Source organism: Candidatus Latescibacter sp. IFSED24 (assembly GCF_058273205.1).
The window spans coordinates 3,795,799-3,813,062 of sequence record NZ_CM177850.1; the positions used below are offsets into that span (position 1 = coordinate 3,795,799).

Genomic DNA, 17,264 nt, shown 5'->3' on the forward strand with positions numbered 1-17,264 from the left:
CCGCAGGATGTGTCGCCCGCCATGAACATACCAGTCCTCCGCGCCCCGCTGTTCTGGATCCTCCTCTTGTCTTTCGCCTTCCGTCTGGTGCAGCTGGATGCCCCCATCATCGGCATGCACTCCTGGCGTCAAGCCGACACGGCCGCGGTGGCGCGCAACTTCCACGAGAACGGATACGATCTCCTCAGGCCGCAGATCGATTTCGGCGGCGCCGGACCCGGATACGTGGACATGGAGTTCCCGCTCTACTCGTACATCGTCGCCGCGGCCTACGAGATCACCGGCGTCCAGGAATGGTGGGGGAGGCTGCTGTCGGCCCTGTTCTGGACCGCGCTGGTCGCCGCCATGTACGACCTGGCGAAGTGGGCCGCCGGCAGGCGCATCGCGAGATGGACCGCCATCTTCATCGCCTTCCTGCCGCTCAACCTGTTCTACGGCCGGGTCTTCATGCCGGAACCCATGCTCCTGGCGGGGATGGCCGGTGGTTTGACCCTCTTCCGACGTGCGCTCGATTCGGGCAAGCCAGGGACACTGCTGGCCTCCTGGGCCTGCATCGCCGTGGCCTGCCTGCTCAAGATCCCCTGCCTGTACATCGGCCTGCCGCTGGTCTGGCTGGCATGGCGGAAGCACGGCTGGGGTTTTCTGCGGCGGCCGGCGATCTGGGCTTACGCCATCCTGTTGTTCGCCGTGGTCGGCGCCTGGTACGGCCATTCCCATCGGCTCGGCCAGGATAGCGGCATCTCGTTCGGCGTGTTCGCCTACGGCTCGGACAAGTGGGGCAAGTGGCACCTGCTGACCACCTGGCACTACTGGAACAGCGTCCTGTTCCGCTCGATCGCCGAGCGCCACCTGGCCTGGGGCGGCCTGCCGCTGCTCTTGATCGGACTGTTCCTGCCGCGCCGCGAACCGCGGCTGCATCTCTTCGACGCCTGGCTGGTGGCGGTCCTCGTGTATCTGCTCGTCGTCCAGGGCGGCAACCTCGCCCACGAGTACTACCAGTTGCCGGTGATCCTGCCGGTCGCGTTCGCCATGGCCCGCGGCGTCGACTGGCTGCTGCACGGGACCACCCGCTTCCGTGCGGCTGCGAGGGCGGCCGCCGGCCTCTTCCTCGCGGCGATCGTCGTGCTCGGCGGTTTGCGGTGGGTGGACTATATGGGCCGCGAGGATCCGTTGCGGTCGTCCGACTGGGCGCTCGCCCGGCACATCGCCGCGCATACCGAGGTGGCGGAACGAGGCGTGTTCCTCAACGACCGCAATCCGACGGTGATGTACCTGGCGCACCGCAAGGGTTGGTCGGCCGGGCGCGGGGATCTGACGACCACCTGGCTGGCCGCGCGCGCGGGGGAGGGGGCCGCATTCGTGGCGGCGCCGGTGGACGCGGTGCCCGACAGCGTCCTGACGATGGGCCGAGCCGCCTGGTCGGCGGATGGAGATTACCTCGTCCTCAGGTTCGACGAGGCATATCGCCAATAGACTGGACCAGCGATCTGCAAGCGAGAATCCGGCCGTGTTCTTGACGGATATCCAGGCCGATGAGCACGCGAAAGCGAGGATGCGGATGATGACGACCGCGAGGATCGTGCTGTTGCTCCTGATCGGAACCAGCCGGCTGGTCCTGGCCCAGGAGGCTGCGGACGAGGTGACCGCCGTGGCGGGTGAGGCGCTGGACACCCGTCAGGCCAGCCAGGAGCAGCTGGACCAGTGGGCGGCCGAGCGCACCGACCTGCAGGCGCGCTGGCAGGCTGCCGGGGCGCAGGTCGCCTACCTCGAGGAACGCGCCACGCTCGAGCGGCAACGTCTGGCCGCGCTCGAGGCGGCGGGCGACGAGCAGGCGCGCCGGCTCGCGGAGTCGCAACGGCTGGAGGCCAGCCTCGAGGACACGCTCCTGGTGATCCTGCGCCGGCTCGAGGACGCGGTGGCGGTCGACCTGCCCTTCCTGCCGGTCGAACGCACGCGACGGCTGGCCTCGGTGCGCGGGGAGCTCGGCGATCCCGCGGCCGACAGCGCCGACAAGCTGCGCCGCGTGCTCGAGGCCGTGCTCATCGAGGCTCGTTACGGTGGAGCCCTGGAGGTCTATCAGGACCGCGTCGCGGTGGCTGGCGAGGAGCTCACCTGCGACATGCTCCAGGTGGGGCGCCTCGGGCTCTTCTGGCTGACACCCGACCTGGCGCGCGGCGGGGTCTGGGATCCGGCGGCGGCGGCCTTCGTCGAGCTCGACGGCGGCGACCTGGCGGCCGTGCGCCGCGCCGCCGAGATGGCCACGCGTCGCCGGCCCGCCGGGGTGCTGGCGCTGCCGCTGGGGAGGGTCGCGCCATGAGGACGCTCCATCTGATCCTGGTCGTCCTGCTGGCGCTGGTCTCGATATCCGGCGCCCAGGACATCCGCGAAGCCCGTCGCCAGGCCGAGGCCGACCGCGAGGCCGCCCGCCGCGAGGCCGCCGCCATCGAGGAGCGCATCCTCGCCGACCGCGGCCGCCTCACCGCCGTGGTGGATTCGCTCGAGGCGCGCCAGCGCGCCCTGGAGACCGAGCTGGCCGACCTCTCCCGCCGGCAGGCCGCCGCCACCGCGCGGCGAGACCGCCTGCAGGAGGAGTGGTCGCGCGAGGAACTGGAGTTCCGCGAGCTGAGCGGCAACGTGCGCGTGGCCGCCCGCGACCTCGAATCGCTGCTACGCAGTTCGCCGCTCACCGCCACGGCTCCCGGCCGCCTCGACGCGGTGTCGGCGCTCCTGCGCGAGGGCTATTTCCCCGACCTCGACGACATCAGCGGCCTGGCCGACGCCGCCCTCGACGAGCTGGCCCGCACCGGCGAGGTGGCGCTGCGCCAGGGAACCTTCGGCGGGCGCGACGGCCGCGATACCGCGGGGGAGATCCTGCACCTGGGCCGCTTCACCACGGTCTACCGCACCGACCAGGAGATCGGCTTCCTGCTCTGGAACCCCGACAGCCAGCGCCTGACCGCGCTGGCCGATCCGCCCGAGCGCCGGATCGGTCGGCAGCTCCAGCGCTACCTCGCCGGCGAATCCGGCCTGGTCCCGGTGGATCTCAGCGGCGGGCCCGCGCTGCGCCAGCTCGCACGCAAGCCTTCGCTGATGGAGCAGCTGCGGCAGGGCGGCCCCATCGTCTGGCCGATCCTGCTGATCGCGGTCTTCGCGCTGGTCACCGCGCTCTGGAAGGCCCAGCACCTGCAGCGCGTGCACGCCAACACCGACCGCATCATGGTGAGGGTGAACGAAGAAGCGGCGCGCGGCGGCTGGGCGGCCTGCGAGACGCTGGTCGACGACGCGGCCTGCCGGCGCTCCCCCGTGGCGCGCGTGGTGCGCGCCGGCCTCGAGGTCCGCCACGAGCCCCGCGAGATCCAGGAGAGCGTGCTACAGGAGGCGATCCTCCACGAGTTGCCGCTGCTCCAGCGCGGCCTGGCCATGCTGGCGGTGTCGGCCGCGGTGGCGCCGCTGCTGGGGCTGCTGGGCACCGTGACCGGCATGATCGAGACCTTCCGCATCATCACGCTGCACGGCACGGGCGATCCCAAGCTCATGTCCGGCGGCATCTCCGAGGCGCTGGTCACCACCATGATCGGCCTTGCGGTGGCCATCCCCATCATGCTGCTGCACACCTGGCTCAAGCGCCGCACCGACCACGTCATCGGCGACATGGAGGAGCAGGCCATGCACCTGGTCAACACCATCGATCGCCAGCGCGAGGAGCCCGGCCGTGGTTGAGGCGACGCTGGCCTACCTGCGCCAGGGCGGCTGGGTGATGCTGCCGCTGGTGGTGGTGTCGGTGGCGATGTGGACCCTGATCGTCGAGCGCTGGCACGTGCTGCACGGGCTGGTCCGGGGCGACCTCGACCTGCCGGCGGCGCTGGCGGCGGTGCGCGGCGAGGGGCCGGCGCCGGTCGACGGCGGTCTGCGCGGCCGGCTGGTACGGTCGTTCCTCGCGGTGCGCAGCGGCCAGCCGCGGCTGGATCGCGAGATCCTCGCCCAGTGCGAGCGCGCGGTGGACCGCGACCTGGAGAGCCGCCACGAGGTGATCGCGGTGCTCGCCGCGGTGGCGCCGCTCCTGGGCCTGATGGGCACGGTCCTCGGCATGATGGAGACGTTCCAGGTGATCGCGTTCTTCGGCACGGGCAACGCCCGCGCGCTGGCCGGCGGCATCTCGGTGGCGCTGGTGACCACCCAGACCGGACTCCTGGTGGCGATCCCCGGGCTCGTGCTCAGCGGCCGTCTGCGCGACCGGGCCGAGCAGCTCCGCCTGCGTCTGGCCGAGACCACCCAGATGCTCGACCGCGACCTCGGCCGCCGCGCCGCCGTCGCTTCCGGAGGTGAGTCATGATCAACGTCCGACGCACGATCCGCGGCACCGACGCGGTCGACGTGAACATGTCGCCGCTCATCGACATGGTGTTCCTGCTGCTGATCTTCTTCGTGGTGACCACGAGCTTCGTCAAGGAATCGGGCATCGACGTGCAGCGCTCCACCGCGGCCACCGCCGAGGTCATGGAGCGCGGTTCGATCATGGTGGGCGTCTCGGGCGAGGGCGAGGTCTGGATGGAGGGCAAGCGCGTGGACGTGCGGTCGGTCCGCGGCCTGGTGGAGCGCGCGCTGGCCGAGGATCCCGAGGCGGGCGTGGTGGTGGTGGCGGACAAGGAGAGCCAGACCGGCCAGGTGGTCCAGGTCATGGACCAGTGCCGGCTGGCCGGTGCGCAGAACGTGTCGCTGGCGGCGAAGCGGGAGCCCGGCCCGTGAGACGGATGGCGTTGGCAGCCGTGGTCGCGGTGCTGATCACCGGCGTGCTGCTGGTGGTGGCGGCGCGGCTCGTCCACGAACGTCCTCTGGCGCAGGACATCTCGGAGCCGATGCCGGTCTCGCTGGTGGCCATGCCGCGGGACGAGGTCGAGCCCGAACGGCAGAGGACCCGGGAACCCGAACCGCCGCGCGAGCCGCCCCAGCTGGACTTCGCTCCCGAGCTGCCGACCCCGTCGCTCACCGCCCCGGCCCTGGCCGGCCCGGCGGTGGCGCTGGACCCCGCTCTCTTCGGCCAGGCCGCCGCGCTCGGCGAGCTGGTCTTCGAGGCGGGCGACCTCGACACGCCGCCACGCGCCACGGTGGCCACGGCGCCGGTCTATCCCTACAAGGCGCGGCAACGACGCATCGAGGGCACGGTGCAGGTCCGCTTCCTGGTGCGGCGCGACGGTACCGTCGGCGAGGTGATCATCGAGTCGGCCGATCCCGCTGGCGTGTTCGAGGAGGCCGTGCGCGAGGCGGTGTCGCGCTGGCGCTTCGAACCGGGCCGGCTGGCCGGCGAGGCGGTGGCGGCGTGGGTGGTGCAGCCGCTGCGCTTCGACCTGAGCGGGGGCCGGCCATGAGGTGCTGGTTGCTCCTGATCCTGGCCCTACCGCTGCTAGCCCTGGCCGCCGACGAGGATCCGCTCGACCCCACCCAGGCGCCCATGCCCGTGCGCCGGGCGGTGTTCCGCGCCGAGACCGTGCGCCAGCGCGGTGACCTGGAGGAGGCCCGCCGCATCCTGGCCGACGCCCTGGACGCCGGCGAGAGCCGCGACCATCCGGCGCTGCGCTACCGGCTCGGCGTCTATCTCCTCGAACTGGACCGCCCCGCCGAGGCGTTGCCCCACCTGCGCGCGGCCAGCCGGCAGGCACCGCAGGCCGCCCTGGTGTGGCGCGACCTGGCGCGCGCCGCCTACGAGACCGGCGGTCATGCCGAGGCTGCGGCGGCGTTCGGGCGCGCGTATCGCTGCCAGGCGGCTGCTGCCGAGTCTCCGCCCGACGTGGCGCTGCTCCATTACAGCGGCGTCGCCTGGATCATGGCCGACCGGCCCGATAGCGCCCTGAACGTGCTCGCACCGCTGGTGGCGGACGTTCCCGACACCGTCCCCCGCGACTGGGTCGGTGCCCTGGTCTCGGCCGCCGCCGCCGCCGACCAGCCCGCCCGGGCGGCGGACGGCGTGACGCGTCTGCTCCACGACCATCCCGACGATCCCGGGTCCTGGCGCCTGGCCAGCCAGCTCGCCCAGCTCGCCGGCGACATCCGCCTCGCGGCCATTCGGCTGCAGGTGGCCGCCTGGCTCACCGACCCCTCCGCCGACGAGACCCGCCACCTCGCCGAGCTCTACGCCGCGGCCGGTGCCCCGCGCAAGGCCGCCCGCCTCTACGCCCGGCTCTGGGACGAGGGCCGCGGCGAGCGTTCGCTGGCCGAACCGCTGGCCGCGACCTGGTTGAACGCTCACGAGCCCGACAGCGCGCGGGTGGTGCTCGCCGACGCCGTGGCGGCGGCGCCGACAGCGCGGTTGTTCATGCTGCTGGGCGATCTGGAGTACGAGGTCGAGCGGTGGGACGCGGCGGTGGCGGCCTACGAACGGGCGGTGGCGCTGGAGCCCGGACGGGGTCGCGGCTGGCTCATGCTCGGGGCCTGCGAGGTGCGACGCGGTCGGAACGATGCAGCCTCGCGGTATCTGCTGCGCGCCGGAGAGGATCCGGCGGTGCGTGCTCAGGCGGAACGGTTGCTGGCGCAGGTCTCGGGGCGCTGAGCCGATGGCCACTCGAGATTATTGTCGTGATCGGTGTGATCGCTTCGCTCGACCTGCGTCTATATCGGTGTCCTCAGGGATAAGCGCGAAGAGCGGACCGTAAACGGCGCAGCCCCCCTGCCTGGTGTTTGCTCTTCGCGCTTCTTTATGCCCGATTGTCGAGGCAGCGATGAACCTGAAGCTGCGTGTCGACACCCAGAATATTGACCCAATAGCCTCAATATTTATCCATCAATCCATTGTCCACGGTATACGATATGCGACATGGCGACCTTACGGCCTTCCCTCCCCCGATCCGTCCATGGTAGACTCCCGGCACCGGTCCCTTCCCTCGCCCAGCGAATCCTGGAGGATTCCGCCATGCCAGCCCGTCGCCCCCTCGTTTCCACCTTGTTCCTTCTGGCCCTGCTGGCCGCCCTGCCCGCGGCCGCCCAGCTCGCCGAGCCCGACACGCTCTACGACGCCGGCCGCCTCTCCTTCAGCTACGTCCAGACCCCGTTCCCCGGGTATGCGGGCGATTTCGAGGCCGAGGGCGAGGGCCTGGCCCCCGACGGCACGCTGCCGCCCGGCATCCTGCAGGCCGTGGGCGGCGGGTCGGCGGCCACCGTCCTGGACACGGTGGCCACGGTGGCCTACGCCGTCATCGCCAACGCCGACGGCACCTTCGACGGCGCCCTGCTCAGCCTGAAGACCATCGGCCCCCTGACCGCGGGCTCCTATCCCGTCGATATCGAGGAGGGCACCGCGCTCTTCGGCTTCATCGACGACGCCGAGGAATTCGCGCTGCCCGACACCCTGGACAACGCCACGGTCATCCAGTGGCTGCAGGACCTGCCCGCCTACCACAAGCTCGTCTCCACCTCGGGGACCATCAACATCGCGGCCTGCAACGCCGACACCCTCTTCGGCACCTTCAGCGGCACGACCGTGGATCTCGACAACTTCTTCTTCTTCGTCAACATCTCCGATGGCCGGTTCGACCTCTCCGGCGCCGAGCCCCTGGTGACCGCTCCGGATACCCCCGCGATCCAGCCCACCGTCCGCGCCTGGCCCAACCCGTTCAACCCGCTGACCAGCGTGGTCTTCGCGTTGCCACGGGACCAGCAGGTGGAGGCCGCGGTCTTCGACCTGGCCGGCCGCCGCCTGCGGACCCTCCATCAGGGGCGGCTGCCCGCCGGTCCGCAACGCCTGACCTGGAACGGACTCGACCGCACCGGACACCGCGCTCCCGCCGGCGTCTACCTGGTCCAGGTGCGCGGCGAGCGCTGGCAGGACAGCGTCAAGGTGGTGCTGGCGCCCTGAGTGCCGCCGGGACGATCAAGATCCGCGACGGCGGTCCCCACGGGCCGCCGTTATCATTTGACGACAACCTTTTGCCGCTGCTCGCGTAGGATCCCAGGTCTGGAGCCAAGTCCTTGACCCCGCAAGGAGCCCTGTCATGAAGCGTTTCTTATGGCTAATCTTGGGAGCCGTGTCCCTCGCCGCGTCGGTCGCCCTGATCGGCGGCTGCGGCGGCCAGTCCGGAAACCAGGAGGTCGCCGAGGCCATGCCCCCATTGCTCGATCGTGAACTCTTCTTCGGCGATCCGGAAGTCTCCGGCTCGCAGCTGTCGCCCGACGGCCAGTGGATGAGCTTCGTCAAGCCCTACAAGGGCGCCCGCAACATCTGGATCAAGAAGGCCGACGAACCGTTCGAGAGCGCCCGCCCGCTGACCGCGGACGAGCGGCCGGTGCCCGGCTACTTCTGGAGCCGCGACGGCCAGTACGTGCTCTACGTCCAGGACAAGGGCGGCAACGAGAACTTCCACGTCTGGGCCGTCAATCCCGCCGACCAGGTGGAAGAGGCCACCGGCGTGCCCCCGGCGCGCGATCTGACCCCGGTCGACGGCGTCCGCGCCTACATCTACTCGGTGCCCAAGAACGCGCCGGACATCATCATCGTCGGCCTCAACGACCGCGACCCGAGCTTCCACGACGTCTACCGCGTGGATATCGCCACCGGCGAGCGCGACCTCATCCGCGAGAACACCGACGGCATCGCCGGCTGGCAGTTCGACCTCGAGGGCAAGATGCGCCTCGCGGTGCGCACCGTCCCGGGCGGCGGCACCGAGCTGCTGCGCGTCGACCTGCAGGGCTACACCAAGCTCGCCGAGGCCACCTACGAGGAAGAGCTCAATCCCATCCGCTTCCACAAGGACGGCCGCCACTGCTACGTGGCCACCAACGTGGGCGAGGCCAACCTCGAGCAGCTCATGCTCATGGATACCGAGACCGGCGTCATGCAGTTCGTCGAGAGCGATCCCGACGGCGAGGTCGACTTCGGCGGCGCCAACTTCCACCCCGAGAAGGACGAGCTCATGGCCACCTTCTACGTGGGCGACAGGGTGCGCGTCTATCCCAAGACCGACGAGGCCGCGCGGATCTGGGAGAGCCTGAAGAAGGCGCTGCCCGAGGGCGAGATCTCCATCAACAGCACCACGACCGACATGTCCAGGATGCTCGCCGCGGTCTCCAGCGACGTCGATCCCGGCTCGGTCTACCTCTTCGACGTGGCCACGGGCAAGGCGACGCTGCAGTACCGTTCGCGGCCCGAGCTGCCGAGCGAGCACCTGGCGCACATGCAGCCGGTGCGCTACACCGCGCGCGACGGCATGACCATCCACGGCTACCTCACGCTGCCCAAGGGCAAGCAGCCCGAGAACCTGCCGGTGGTGATGTACATCCACGGCGGTCCGTGGGCGCGCGACTACTGGGGCTACGAACCTTATTGCCAGTTCCTCGCCAACCGCGGCTACGCCGTGATGCAGGTCAACTACCGCAGCAGCACCGGCTACGGGAAGCAGTACCTCAACGCGGGCAACCGCGAGTGGGGCATCGGCGCCATGCAGCACGACGTCACCGACGCGGTGCACTACCTCATCGACCAGGGCATCGCCGATCCCGAGAAGGTCGCCATCTTCGGCGGCAGCTACGGCGGCTACGCCACCCTGGCCGGCGTGACGTTCACGCCCGACCTCTACGCCTGCGGCATCCCGTATGTCGGTCCGTCCAACCTGATCACCCTCATCGAGAGCTTCCCCGAGTACTGGAAGCCCTTCCTCGAGGGGTCGTGGTACAAGCGGGTGGGCGATCCCGAGGTGGAGGCCGACCGCCAGGACCTCATCGAACGCTCGCCGCTGTTCAAGTGCGACCAGATCAAGGCCCCGCTGCTGGTGGTGCACGGCGCCAACGACCCGCGGGTCAAGCAGCACGAGTCCGACCAGATCGTGGTGGCGCTGCGCGAGAAAGGCAAGGAGGTGGAGTACGTGGTGGCGCCCGACGAGGGTCACGGCTTCCGCGCTCCCAACAACCGCAAGGCGCTGGCCGTGGCCATGGAGAAGTTCCTGAGCAAGCAGCTCGGCGGACGCTACCAGGAGGACGTGCGGCCCGAGACGGCCGAGCGTCTGAAGGAGATCACGGTGGACGTGTCGACGGTGGAGGTGAATCTACCGGGCACCAACTAGGTCCGACAGCGGATCCAGGTCGTGAGGCGGGCCGTCCGGATGGGCGGCCCGCTGTTCGTGGGGATCAGCGGAAGCGGACGGGGCGCCCCGGCGGCGCGGGTGGCGGGGACTCGTCTGGGAACAGGCCGTGGCGTTGCCAGGCCGGGGCGCCGGTGCTCAGCTCGGCCAGCAGGGCGTAGGCCTCCGGCCCCAGGCCCGCGACCAGCCAGGTGCCCTGTTGCCAGTCGGGGTCCTGCCAGGTTCCGATCATGGTGGAGCCGTCGGCACTGATGTCCATGACGCTGGCGAGGCGCAGCTCGGCCGGCAGCGCGATCCCGAGCCGGGCCAGCCAGACCGCCACCGGCTGCATGCCGGCGTCCTCGGTCCAGACGAAGGCATCGAGCAGGCCCCAGGTGGGGTCGCCGCTCCAGCCCACCACCACTCCCGTGGCGCTCAGCGAGCTGGCCAGGCTCTGTTCCCACGGTCCATCCTCGAGCAGGCCGAGGTCCACCAGGCCGCGGGCGTCGTCGCCGAGAAAGGCACGGCCATCGACCTGGCCGCAGTAGCGCCGGCCGGCGGGGTCGATGGCGCAGATCTCCCCGATGCGGTCGGGACCGGCGATCAGGTCGAATGTCCCGCCGCGCCAGCGCGCCGGACGGCGGAAGCCGGTCTGCGGATGCTCGTCGAAGCCCACGATCACGTGGCCGTCCTGGGCCACGGCCGTGGCCCGGCTGCCGCGTCCCGAATCGGGGAGCCGGACGGGGTCGGAGGGAGTGGACCAGCGGCAGGCGGCGGCGCCGCTCTCGATCCAGACCAGTCCCACGACCACCGAGCCCTCGCTGTCGATCGCGTAGCCGCTGCCGAGGTCGCGGATCCCCGGGGCGGCATCCCCGGTCGGAGCCAATGGCGACCAGCCGCCGGGGGAGCGCCAGACCGCCGCGGTGCGTCGCCCGGTGGAGTCGATGACGGTGCCGCAGACCGCGTTTCCGTCGGCGCTGATGTCCACGGTCGTGGCCAGCGGATGGCCGGCGCCCAGCGCGGTGAAGCCCGCATCCCGTGTCCAGAGGTAGTACTGACCGCCGGCGTTCAGCGCGAGCTGCGAGCCGTCGTCCGACAGCGCTCCCTGGACCCAGGGAGACTGTCTGGGGACGTCCAGCACTTCAAAGGAGACCGCCGCAGCCGGCGGGGCCCAGATCCCGCCGAGGACGGCGATGCAGGCGATGACCCAGCGCAACAAGTCGGACCTCTTTCCATGGAATGGCGGCGACGGATCGGGACCGATCATATCCCGGCGCGCGTTCCGGCGCTCTCCTCCACGTCGCATGGATTGGCCTGGAGGTCGTTCGCACCCGGAAATCCCGGTTTTAACCCGATTCAATCGCCGTCCGGGTAGGAGGACGGCGACACCCCGAACTGCTCGCGGAAGCTGCGGGCGAAGTGGGAGAGGCTCTTGAAACCCACGGCGTAGGCGACCTCGGTGACATTGCCGTAGCGGCTGCGCAGGAGGTGGGCGGCGCGCTGCAGGCGCTGGGTGCGCAGGAAGTCGCGGGGGGCGAGGTCGATGAGGGCCTTGAGCTTGCGATGGAGCTGGGCCCGGCTCAGGCCGACCTCGCGCGCGAAGGTCTCCACCGTGAAATCCTCATTGTCGAGGTTCTCTTCCACCACCGCTCGACAGCGGTGCAGGAAGCGCTCATCGGCCGAGGTCACCGGCATGGCTTCCAGGTCGAGGGTGACCACCTGGTCGGCGTACCGCGCCTGCAGCTTGCGCCTCATGGCGACGAGGTTGGCGATCCGCACCCGCAGTTCGCGGGCGTCGAAGGGCTTGGCGAGGTAGTCGTCGGCCCCCTGCTCGAGTCCCTCGAGACGGCTCTCGAGCTCGACCCGGGCGGTGAGCAGGATCACCGGAACATGGCTGGTGCTCAGGTCCCCCTTGAGCCGGCGGCACAGCTCGAAGCCGTCGATCCCCGGCATCATGACGTCGGAGACCACGAGATCGGGGACGTGCTCCAGCGCCGCCGCGAGCCCCTGCTCGCCGTCGGGAGCCTCGAGGACGCGGTACTCGGCGGCGAGCTCGCGCACCACGAAGCCGCGCAGATCGGCGTTGTCCTCCACCACGAGGATCGTGGCGGTCGCCCCTTCCGGTTCCGGCAGGTCGAGATCCGCCGCGAGGTCCTGTTCCGCGAGTGCGGCGGCGGCGACCACGCCGCCGGTCGAGGCCGCCGTCTCCCGGGCGCCCGGCGGGGCCGCCATCAGGACCGGCAGCTCCACATCGAAGCAGGTACCGGTGTGCGGATCGCTGCTCACCGTGATCGATCCGCCGAGCAGCACCACCAGCTCCTTGACCAGCGCCAGGCCGATCCCCGACCCGCCGGTCCGCGAGCTGCCGGCCAGCTGGTGGAAACGGTCGAAGACGCGGGGCTGTTCAGTCGGTGGTATGTAGGATCCGCTGTTGATCACCGCGATCCGCAGCAACCGTGCCGGCAGTTCGCAGGCCGGCGTGTCGCTGCCGGGGGAGCGCGGGACCGGGCGCTGGAGCGTTTCCGAGACGCGGGTCGCGACCTCGATGGTGCCACCGTTCGGCGTGAACTTGAGCGCGTTGGAGAGCAGGTTGCTGACGACCTTCTCGAGCATGTCGGCCTCGAACCAGGCCACGAGCGGATCCGCGGCGATCTCCGGCTTCAGGACGATGTCACGATCCTCGGCGATGGTGGCGAATGGGGAGACCATCGCCCGCAGGAACGCGCTGACATCGTCATGGCGCCAGTTGAGCGGCAGGCGGCCGGCCTCCAGGCGCGAGAGGTCCAGGAGCTGTTCGATGAGCTGGCTGAGGCGGCGCGCGTTGCGGGTCATCATGGCGAAGAGCGCGGCGTCGCCGGTCTCGGGATCCCGCTCGAGGCGCTGCAGCGGGCCGAGCAGGAGGGTGAGCGGGGTCCGGAACTCGTGCGAGATGTTGGCGAAGAACCGCGACCGCAGTGCATCGAGTTGCTGGAGCTGATGCGCCTCGGCACGCTCGACCTCCAGCGCCGAGCGCATGCGCTCGCGCTGGATGACCTGCCGGTAGATCAGCGCCACCAGCCCGATGGCGAGCAGGATGTACACGCTGATAGCCCAGGTCGTGCGGTACCACGGCGGCAGGATCCGCACCGTGAGCGCCGCGGGCTCGGGATTCCAGGCTCCGTCGGCATTGCTCCCGCGGACCTCGAAGCGGTAACGGCCGGGTGTCAGGTTGGTGTAGGTGGCGCGATGTGCGCCGGCGTCGTCGCGCCACTCGTCGTCCACGCCGTCCAGCCGGTACAGATAGCGGTTGCGCTCCGGTCGGGCGAAGTGCAGGGCCGCGAAGCTCAGGGTCAGATCGTTCTGGTCGTGGTCCAGCACCACCTCCGTCGCCTGTTCCACCGGCACCGGCAGGGGCGATCCCGGCCCCGGCACCAGCGGCACTCCGGCCACGCGCAACGCGGTGATCACCACCGGTGGCCGGTATTCCGAGTCGTGCACGGCGGCGGGATCGAAGCTCACCAGGCCCCGGCGACCACCGAAATAGATCGCTCCGTCGCGTCCTCGCCACTGGGCGACACAGACCTCGGCGGAGGGCAGTCCGTCGCGCTCGTCATAGGTCTTGATCTCCCCATCGGCCGGCGAGAAGCGCACCAGGCCCCGGCCGGTGGACAGCCAGAGCCGACCATCGTCGTCGGGGAGGACCGCGGTGATCGCGGCGTTGGGCAGACCGTCCTGCGGGGTCACCGCCTGCACGACCCAGCCGTCGTCGTCGAGACGGAAGAGGCCGCCGAATGCGCCGACCCAGATGCTGCCCTGGGGATCCTGGACCATGACCACGGGCGAGGTCAGACCGCTGGCCGGCGAGAAGCGGGGCAGGAACGCGTCGCTGGTCGCGTCGTAGATCGCCAGGCCGCGCGTGTCCAGTCCGACCAGCATGCGGCCGCGACGGTCGCGGAACAGCGAGATGGGATGCATCTGGGGCAAGCTCGTGGAGTCGGCGGGGTCGTGGACGTAATGGCGGAGCTGGCCGGTGTCGCGTTCGAGCACGTAGAGACCGCGGCCGTAGGTGCCGATCCAGAGTTCCTGGCCGGGGCCGAGGCAGAGCGCGGACACGTTGCCGTCGTGCAGCGGCGCGCCGCTGCCGGCGTTGTAGACGGTGCGCTGCGGTTGCCGCTGGCCGCGTCCAAGCCGCCAGAGGCCGCGGTCGGTGCCGATCCAGAGCGTCCCCTGGGGATCCTCGCAGAGCGCGAGCACGGCGCTGGGCTGGACGGGGTCGTCGGTGGGGAAGCCGTGGCGGCGGAAGGACGTCTCGCCGGGAAGCCGGCTGTTGAGCCCGCCGCGGCTCAGGCCGCCGCTCCGGTCGCCCGTGCCGACCCAGAGGACCCCGCTGGCGTCCTCGAGCACGGCGAGGACCGACTCGAAGTCGAGGGCTTCCGGGTCGCCGGGGTCGGCCCCCACGGCGGTGAAACGATGGGCGTTGGGGTCGAGCTTGTTGAGGCCGACCTGCCAGGTCCCGCCCCAGATGATGCCCGAGGCGTCGCAGAGCACGCTGAGGACCGGCCCGCGCAGCAGCGAATCCTCGCGGCGCGGGTCGTGGGTGAAATGCTGGAAGGTGCCCGAGTCCGGGTCGTAGCGATAGAGCCCCACGGCGGCTCCGATCCATAGCTGACCGTGGCCGTCGTCATCCAGCGCGACGCAGTAGTTGGCCATGGCATCCGGATCGTCGGGATAAGGGATGGCGACGGTGAAGCGGGCGGAACTCGGGTTCCAGAGGGCCAGCCCGCGGCGGGTGGTCACCCAGAGACGGCCGACCGCGTCCTCGTGCAGGTCGGTGACCAGGTCCGAGGGCAGGCTGCCCGGATCGTCGGGATCGTGGCGGAGATGACGCCAGTGGTCGCTGTCGGGCGAACGGCAGGCGAGTCCAAGACCTTCGCTGCCGACCCAGAGGTTTCCGCCCCGGTCCTGCAGCACCACGTTGAGCGCGGTGTCTGGCGGGGCGCTGGCCAGTGGATCGCCGGGGCGCCGGCCGATCTGACGGACCGAGCCGGCGGCGGGATCGATGGCCGCGAGTCCGCCATCGCCGTGCGCGACCCAGATCGTCCCGTCGTCCGTTTGATGAATGTTGGAGACCATGAGGCTACCCAGCTGGTGGGCCGCGGTCTCGTCGGCGCCCCAGTGCTCGAACGAGTTGTCGCGGCGGCGCAGGCGCCAGAGGCCCGTGGCGAAGGTCCCGATCCAGAGGTCGCCCTCGCGATCCTCCAGCAAGCTGGTGGCGGCCAGGTTGACGACCTTGCCGGTCTCGGGATTCACGGGTCCGAAGGGGACCATCTCGAGACCGTCGTAACGGACGAGACCGTTCTGGGTGGCGAACCAGAGGAATCCCAGGCGATCCTGGACGATGGCGCGGACCGAGTTGTCGGGCAGGCCGTCGGACACGGTCAGGTGCTCGAAGGCCGCCTGCGCGGCATGATCGGGCGAGGCCAGGCCGCCGCCGGCCAGCGCTGCGGTCATCGCGGCCACCAAGATGCAGATCATTCGCGTCGCTTGCACGGCCTGGTCCCGGATGGCGGGATGGGGATCGATCCGAACATGATCATTCTACTATGGCGGAGCATCTGGTAGCCACCTTGGAACCGGCGCCTGCCGTCACGCAAGAGCCGGCCGTCGCGACATCCGTGTCCCGACGGCCGGCTCTTGGTGGTCATCCGCGGGGGCGGATCATTTCATGAGCGTCATTCGCCGGCTCGCCGAGCGACCCTGGCCGTCGCTGATGCGCGCCAGGTACACGCCGCTGGCCACGGACAACCCGCGCATGTCGCGGCCATCCCAGCGGAACTCGTGCTCGCCGGCCACCAGCTGGCCCTGATGCAAGGTGCGGATCCGGCGTCCGACGGCGTCGAAGACCTCGAGCCTCACGAAGCCGTCCCGCGCCATGGACACCGGGATCCGCGTCTGGGGGTTGAACGGGTTGGGATAGGCGGCGCCCAGGGCCATTCCGTTCGCCTGGTCGGGAACGTCCGTCGTGGTCTCGACCCGGATGATCACCGTCACGTTGTCGAACGGGGGCGTGAGGTACTGGCCGATGCCCACCATCACCGAACCGTCGTCCGCGACGCCGGTCAGGGTCGAGATCATGATGTCGCTGGGAATCGTGACGTCGTGGGCCGCCAGGTAGTCCACCACGTCCACCATGCCGCCCTCCGGGGTCCAGATGAAGCCGGTGGCATTCCCGGGATTGAAGGCGAACTGGTTGTAGCCCACGCCCATGCTGCCGTCGGGCGTGATCCCGTTGACGATGGCCTGCGCGTAGTCGCTGGGAATGGTGCCGTCGACCAGGCCGAGGATCTCTTCCTCGTAGTCACTGCCGTTCCACCGCCACAGCGCGCCGACGCGGGAGCGGAGTCCCGGGTCGTAGGTGACGCCGCCGATGATGGTGCCGTCGTCGGTGACGCAGTTGGCCAGGCACCAGCCCTCGGTCTCGTTGAGGACCGTGCGGACGCCGTCCCGCCAGGCCGTGGGCCACCAGTTGCCGAAGTCGGGGTTCTCGTCCCAGCCCACCACCACCGAACCGTCGTAGCTGGCGGCGTTGGCGCGGCTGTTGCCGCCGCCGGAACCGAGATCGACCACGCCGGTGGCCTCGGTCCAGATGCTGGCGTGGGCCAGGCCGTCGGACTGCCCCGGCCGCCAGTAGAGGCCCACGAGCGCCTCGCCGTTGCCCGAAAGGCCCCAGGCCGAACCGTAGGCGGCGTCGAACAGGCCGCCGTCGGCCGGCGCGGGCGGCATGGTCTGCTGCCAGCCCTCGCCCAGGGTCCAGCGCCCCTGCGTGGCGTAAGTGCCGTCCTCGCCCAGGATGGTGGCGGAGATCCGGGTACCGTCGGCCGAGACCTTGGGGCCGCCGGCGCCGACACCCAGGACGTCAAAGGTGGACCGCCCCAGGAATTCGACACCCGTCTCCTGGGTCCAGCGGAAGGTCTCGTAGTTGCCCTGCCTGTTGCCCACGATGACCGAGCCGTCGGCGCTCAGGTCGGTGGCCATGACGCTCTGGAGGAATTGCACCGTGACGGTCTCGGCACCGGCCACGCCGGAGATGCCGATCAGGCTCGTCAGCAGGATCAGGAATAAGCTGCGCACGTTCTGCATGGTCTAGCTTCTCCAGTCGTTCGGGCGGGTTCTGCCCGGACCGTGGGCCAGTGGGCGGCGAGGGCGGCCTCGCCTGCTGATCCCGCGGGTCGCCCTCGCGGC

The 17,264-nt window shown here is 70.4% G+C and carries 12 protein-coding genes; 9 read left to right on the forward strand and 3 right to left on the reverse strand.

Features of this window, described 5'->3' with window-relative positions:
• Positions 1–21: 21 nt before the first annotated feature.
• From IFSED24_RS15350 to IFSED24_RS15390, 9 genes are all read left to right on the forward strand, one after another.
• Positions 22–1,473 carry an ArnT family glycosyltransferase gene (locus IFSED24_RS15350; protein ID WP_491332354.1) on the forward strand — a complete coding sequence of 484 codons (1,452 nt, stop codon included), beginning with the start codon at positions 22–24 and terminating at the stop codon, positions 1,471–1,473.
• 88 nt (positions 1,474–1,561) lie between these two features.
• Positions 1,562–2,317 (forward strand): DUF3450 domain-containing protein, encoded by a 756-nt coding sequence (locus tag IFSED24_RS15355; RefSeq protein WP_491332355.1) that lies wholly within the window; start codon positions 1,562–1,564, stop codon positions 2,315–2,317.
• Entirely contained in the window at positions 2,314–3,720 is a 1,407-nt protein-coding gene (locus tag IFSED24_RS15360; RefSeq protein ID WP_491332356.1) for a MotA/TolQ/ExbB proton channel family protein, read from the forward strand. Before IFSED24_RS15355 ends, IFSED24_RS15360 begins: the two co-directional genes overlap by 4 nt.
• Positions 3,713–4,333, forward strand: a complete 621-nt coding sequence (locus IFSED24_RS15365; protein WP_491332357.1) for a MotA/TolQ/ExbB proton channel family protein — start codon at positions 3,713–3,715, stop codon at positions 4,331–4,333. Before IFSED24_RS15360 ends, IFSED24_RS15365 begins: the two co-directional genes overlap by 8 nt.
• Positions 4,330–4,746 carry an ExbD/TolR family protein gene (locus IFSED24_RS15370; RefSeq protein ID WP_491332358.1) on the forward strand — a complete coding sequence of 139 codons (417 nt, stop codon included), beginning with the start codon at positions 4,330–4,332 and terminating at the stop codon, positions 4,744–4,746. The genes IFSED24_RS15365 and IFSED24_RS15370 overlap by 4 nt, the downstream gene beginning before the upstream one ends.
• A 5-nt stretch (positions 4,747–4,751) precedes the next feature.
• Positions 4,752–5,366 carry an energy transducer TonB gene (locus tag IFSED24_RS15375; RefSeq protein WP_491335068.1) on the forward strand — a complete coding sequence of 205 codons (615 nt, stop codon included), beginning with the start codon at positions 4,752–4,754 and terminating at the stop codon, positions 5,364–5,366.
• A complete protein-coding gene (locus IFSED24_RS15380) occupies positions 5,363–6,544 on the forward strand; it encodes a tetratricopeptide repeat protein (protein ID WP_491332359.1) in 1,182 nt (393 codons plus the stop codon). The genes IFSED24_RS15375 and IFSED24_RS15380 overlap by 4 nt, the downstream gene beginning before the upstream one ends.
• Positions 6,545–6,904: 360 nt before the next feature.
• Positions 6,905–7,846 carry a FlgD immunoglobulin-like domain containing protein gene (locus IFSED24_RS15385; RefSeq protein ID WP_491332360.1) on the forward strand — a complete coding sequence of 314 codons (942 nt, stop codon included), beginning with the start codon at positions 6,905–6,907 and terminating at the stop codon, positions 7,844–7,846.
• A 136-nt stretch (positions 7,847–7,982) separates the two neighbouring features.
• On the forward strand, positions 7,983–10,046 hold the full coding sequence (locus tag IFSED24_RS15390; RefSeq protein WP_491332361.1) for a S9 family peptidase: 2,064 nt from the start codon (positions 7,983–7,985) through the stop codon (positions 10,044–10,046).
• Between the two features lie 64 nt (positions 10,047–10,110).
• Here IFSED24_RS15390 and IFSED24_RS15395 read toward each other — a convergent pair whose 3' ends face one another.
• From IFSED24_RS15395 to IFSED24_RS15405, 3 genes are all read right to left on the reverse strand, one after another.
• Positions 10,111–11,262: a hypothetical protein gene (locus tag IFSED24_RS15395; RefSeq protein WP_491332362.1), complete on the reverse strand. Its 1,152-nt coding sequence runs from the start codon at positions 11,260–11,262 to the stop codon at positions 10,111–10,113.
• Between the two features lie 137 nt (positions 11,263–11,399).
• The gene (locus IFSED24_RS15400) at positions 11,400–15,557 is read right to left on the reverse strand and encodes a hybrid sensor histidine kinase/response regulator transcription factor (protein ID WP_491332363.1); all 4,158 of its coding nucleotides are present in this window, start codon (positions 15,555–15,557) and stop codon (positions 11,400–11,402) included.
• 183 nt (positions 15,558–15,740) lie between these two features.
• Positions 15,741–17,162 carry a FlgD immunoglobulin-like domain containing protein gene (locus IFSED24_RS15405; RefSeq protein WP_491332364.1) on the reverse strand — a complete coding sequence of 474 codons (1,422 nt, stop codon included), beginning with the start codon at positions 17,160–17,162 and terminating at the stop codon, positions 15,741–15,743.
• Between the last annotated feature and the right edge of the window lie 102 nt (positions 17,163–17,264).

What these genes read in the sequence shown, in the direction of transcription:
- IFSED24_RS15350 (WP_491332354.1), top strand. Translation starts at nt 22, where the DNA reads ATGAACATACCAGTCCTCCGCGCCCCGCTGTTCTGGATCCTCCTCTTG.
- IFSED24_RS15355 (WP_491332355.1), top strand. Translation starts at nt 1,562, where the DNA reads ATGACGACCGCGAGGATCGTGCTGTTGCTCCTGATCGGAACCAGCCGG.
- IFSED24_RS15360 (WP_491332356.1), top strand. Translation starts at nt 2,314, where the DNA reads ATGAGGACGCTCCATCTGATCCTGGTCGTCCTGCTGGCGCTGGTCTCG.
- IFSED24_RS15370 (WP_491332358.1), top strand. Translation starts at nt 4,330, where the DNA reads ATGATCAACGTCCGACGCACGATCCGCGGCACCGACGCGGTCGACGTG.
- IFSED24_RS15375 (WP_491335068.1), top strand. Translation starts at nt 4,752, where the DNA reads ATGGCGTTGGCAGCCGTGGTCGCGGTGCTGATCACCGGCGTGCTGCTG.
- IFSED24_RS15380 (WP_491332359.1), top strand. Translation starts at nt 5,363, where the DNA reads ATGAGGTGCTGGTTGCTCCTGATCCTGGCCCTACCGCTGCTAGCCCTG.
- IFSED24_RS15385 (WP_491332360.1), top strand. Translation starts at nt 6,905, where the DNA reads ATGCCAGCCCGTCGCCCCCTCGTTTCCACCTTGTTCCTTCTGGCCCTG.
- IFSED24_RS15390 (WP_491332361.1), top strand. Translation starts at nt 7,983, where the DNA reads ATGAAGCGTTTCTTATGGCTAATCTTGGGAGCCGTGTCCCTCGCCGCG.
- IFSED24_RS15400 (WP_491332363.1), bottom strand. Translation starts at nt 15,557, where the DNA reads ATGATCTGCATCTTGGTGGCCGCGATGACCGCAGCGCTGGCCGGCGGC.
- IFSED24_RS15405 (WP_491332364.1), bottom strand. Translation starts at nt 17,162, where the DNA reads ATGCAGAACGTGCGCAGCTTATTCCTGATCCTGCTGACGAGCCTGATC.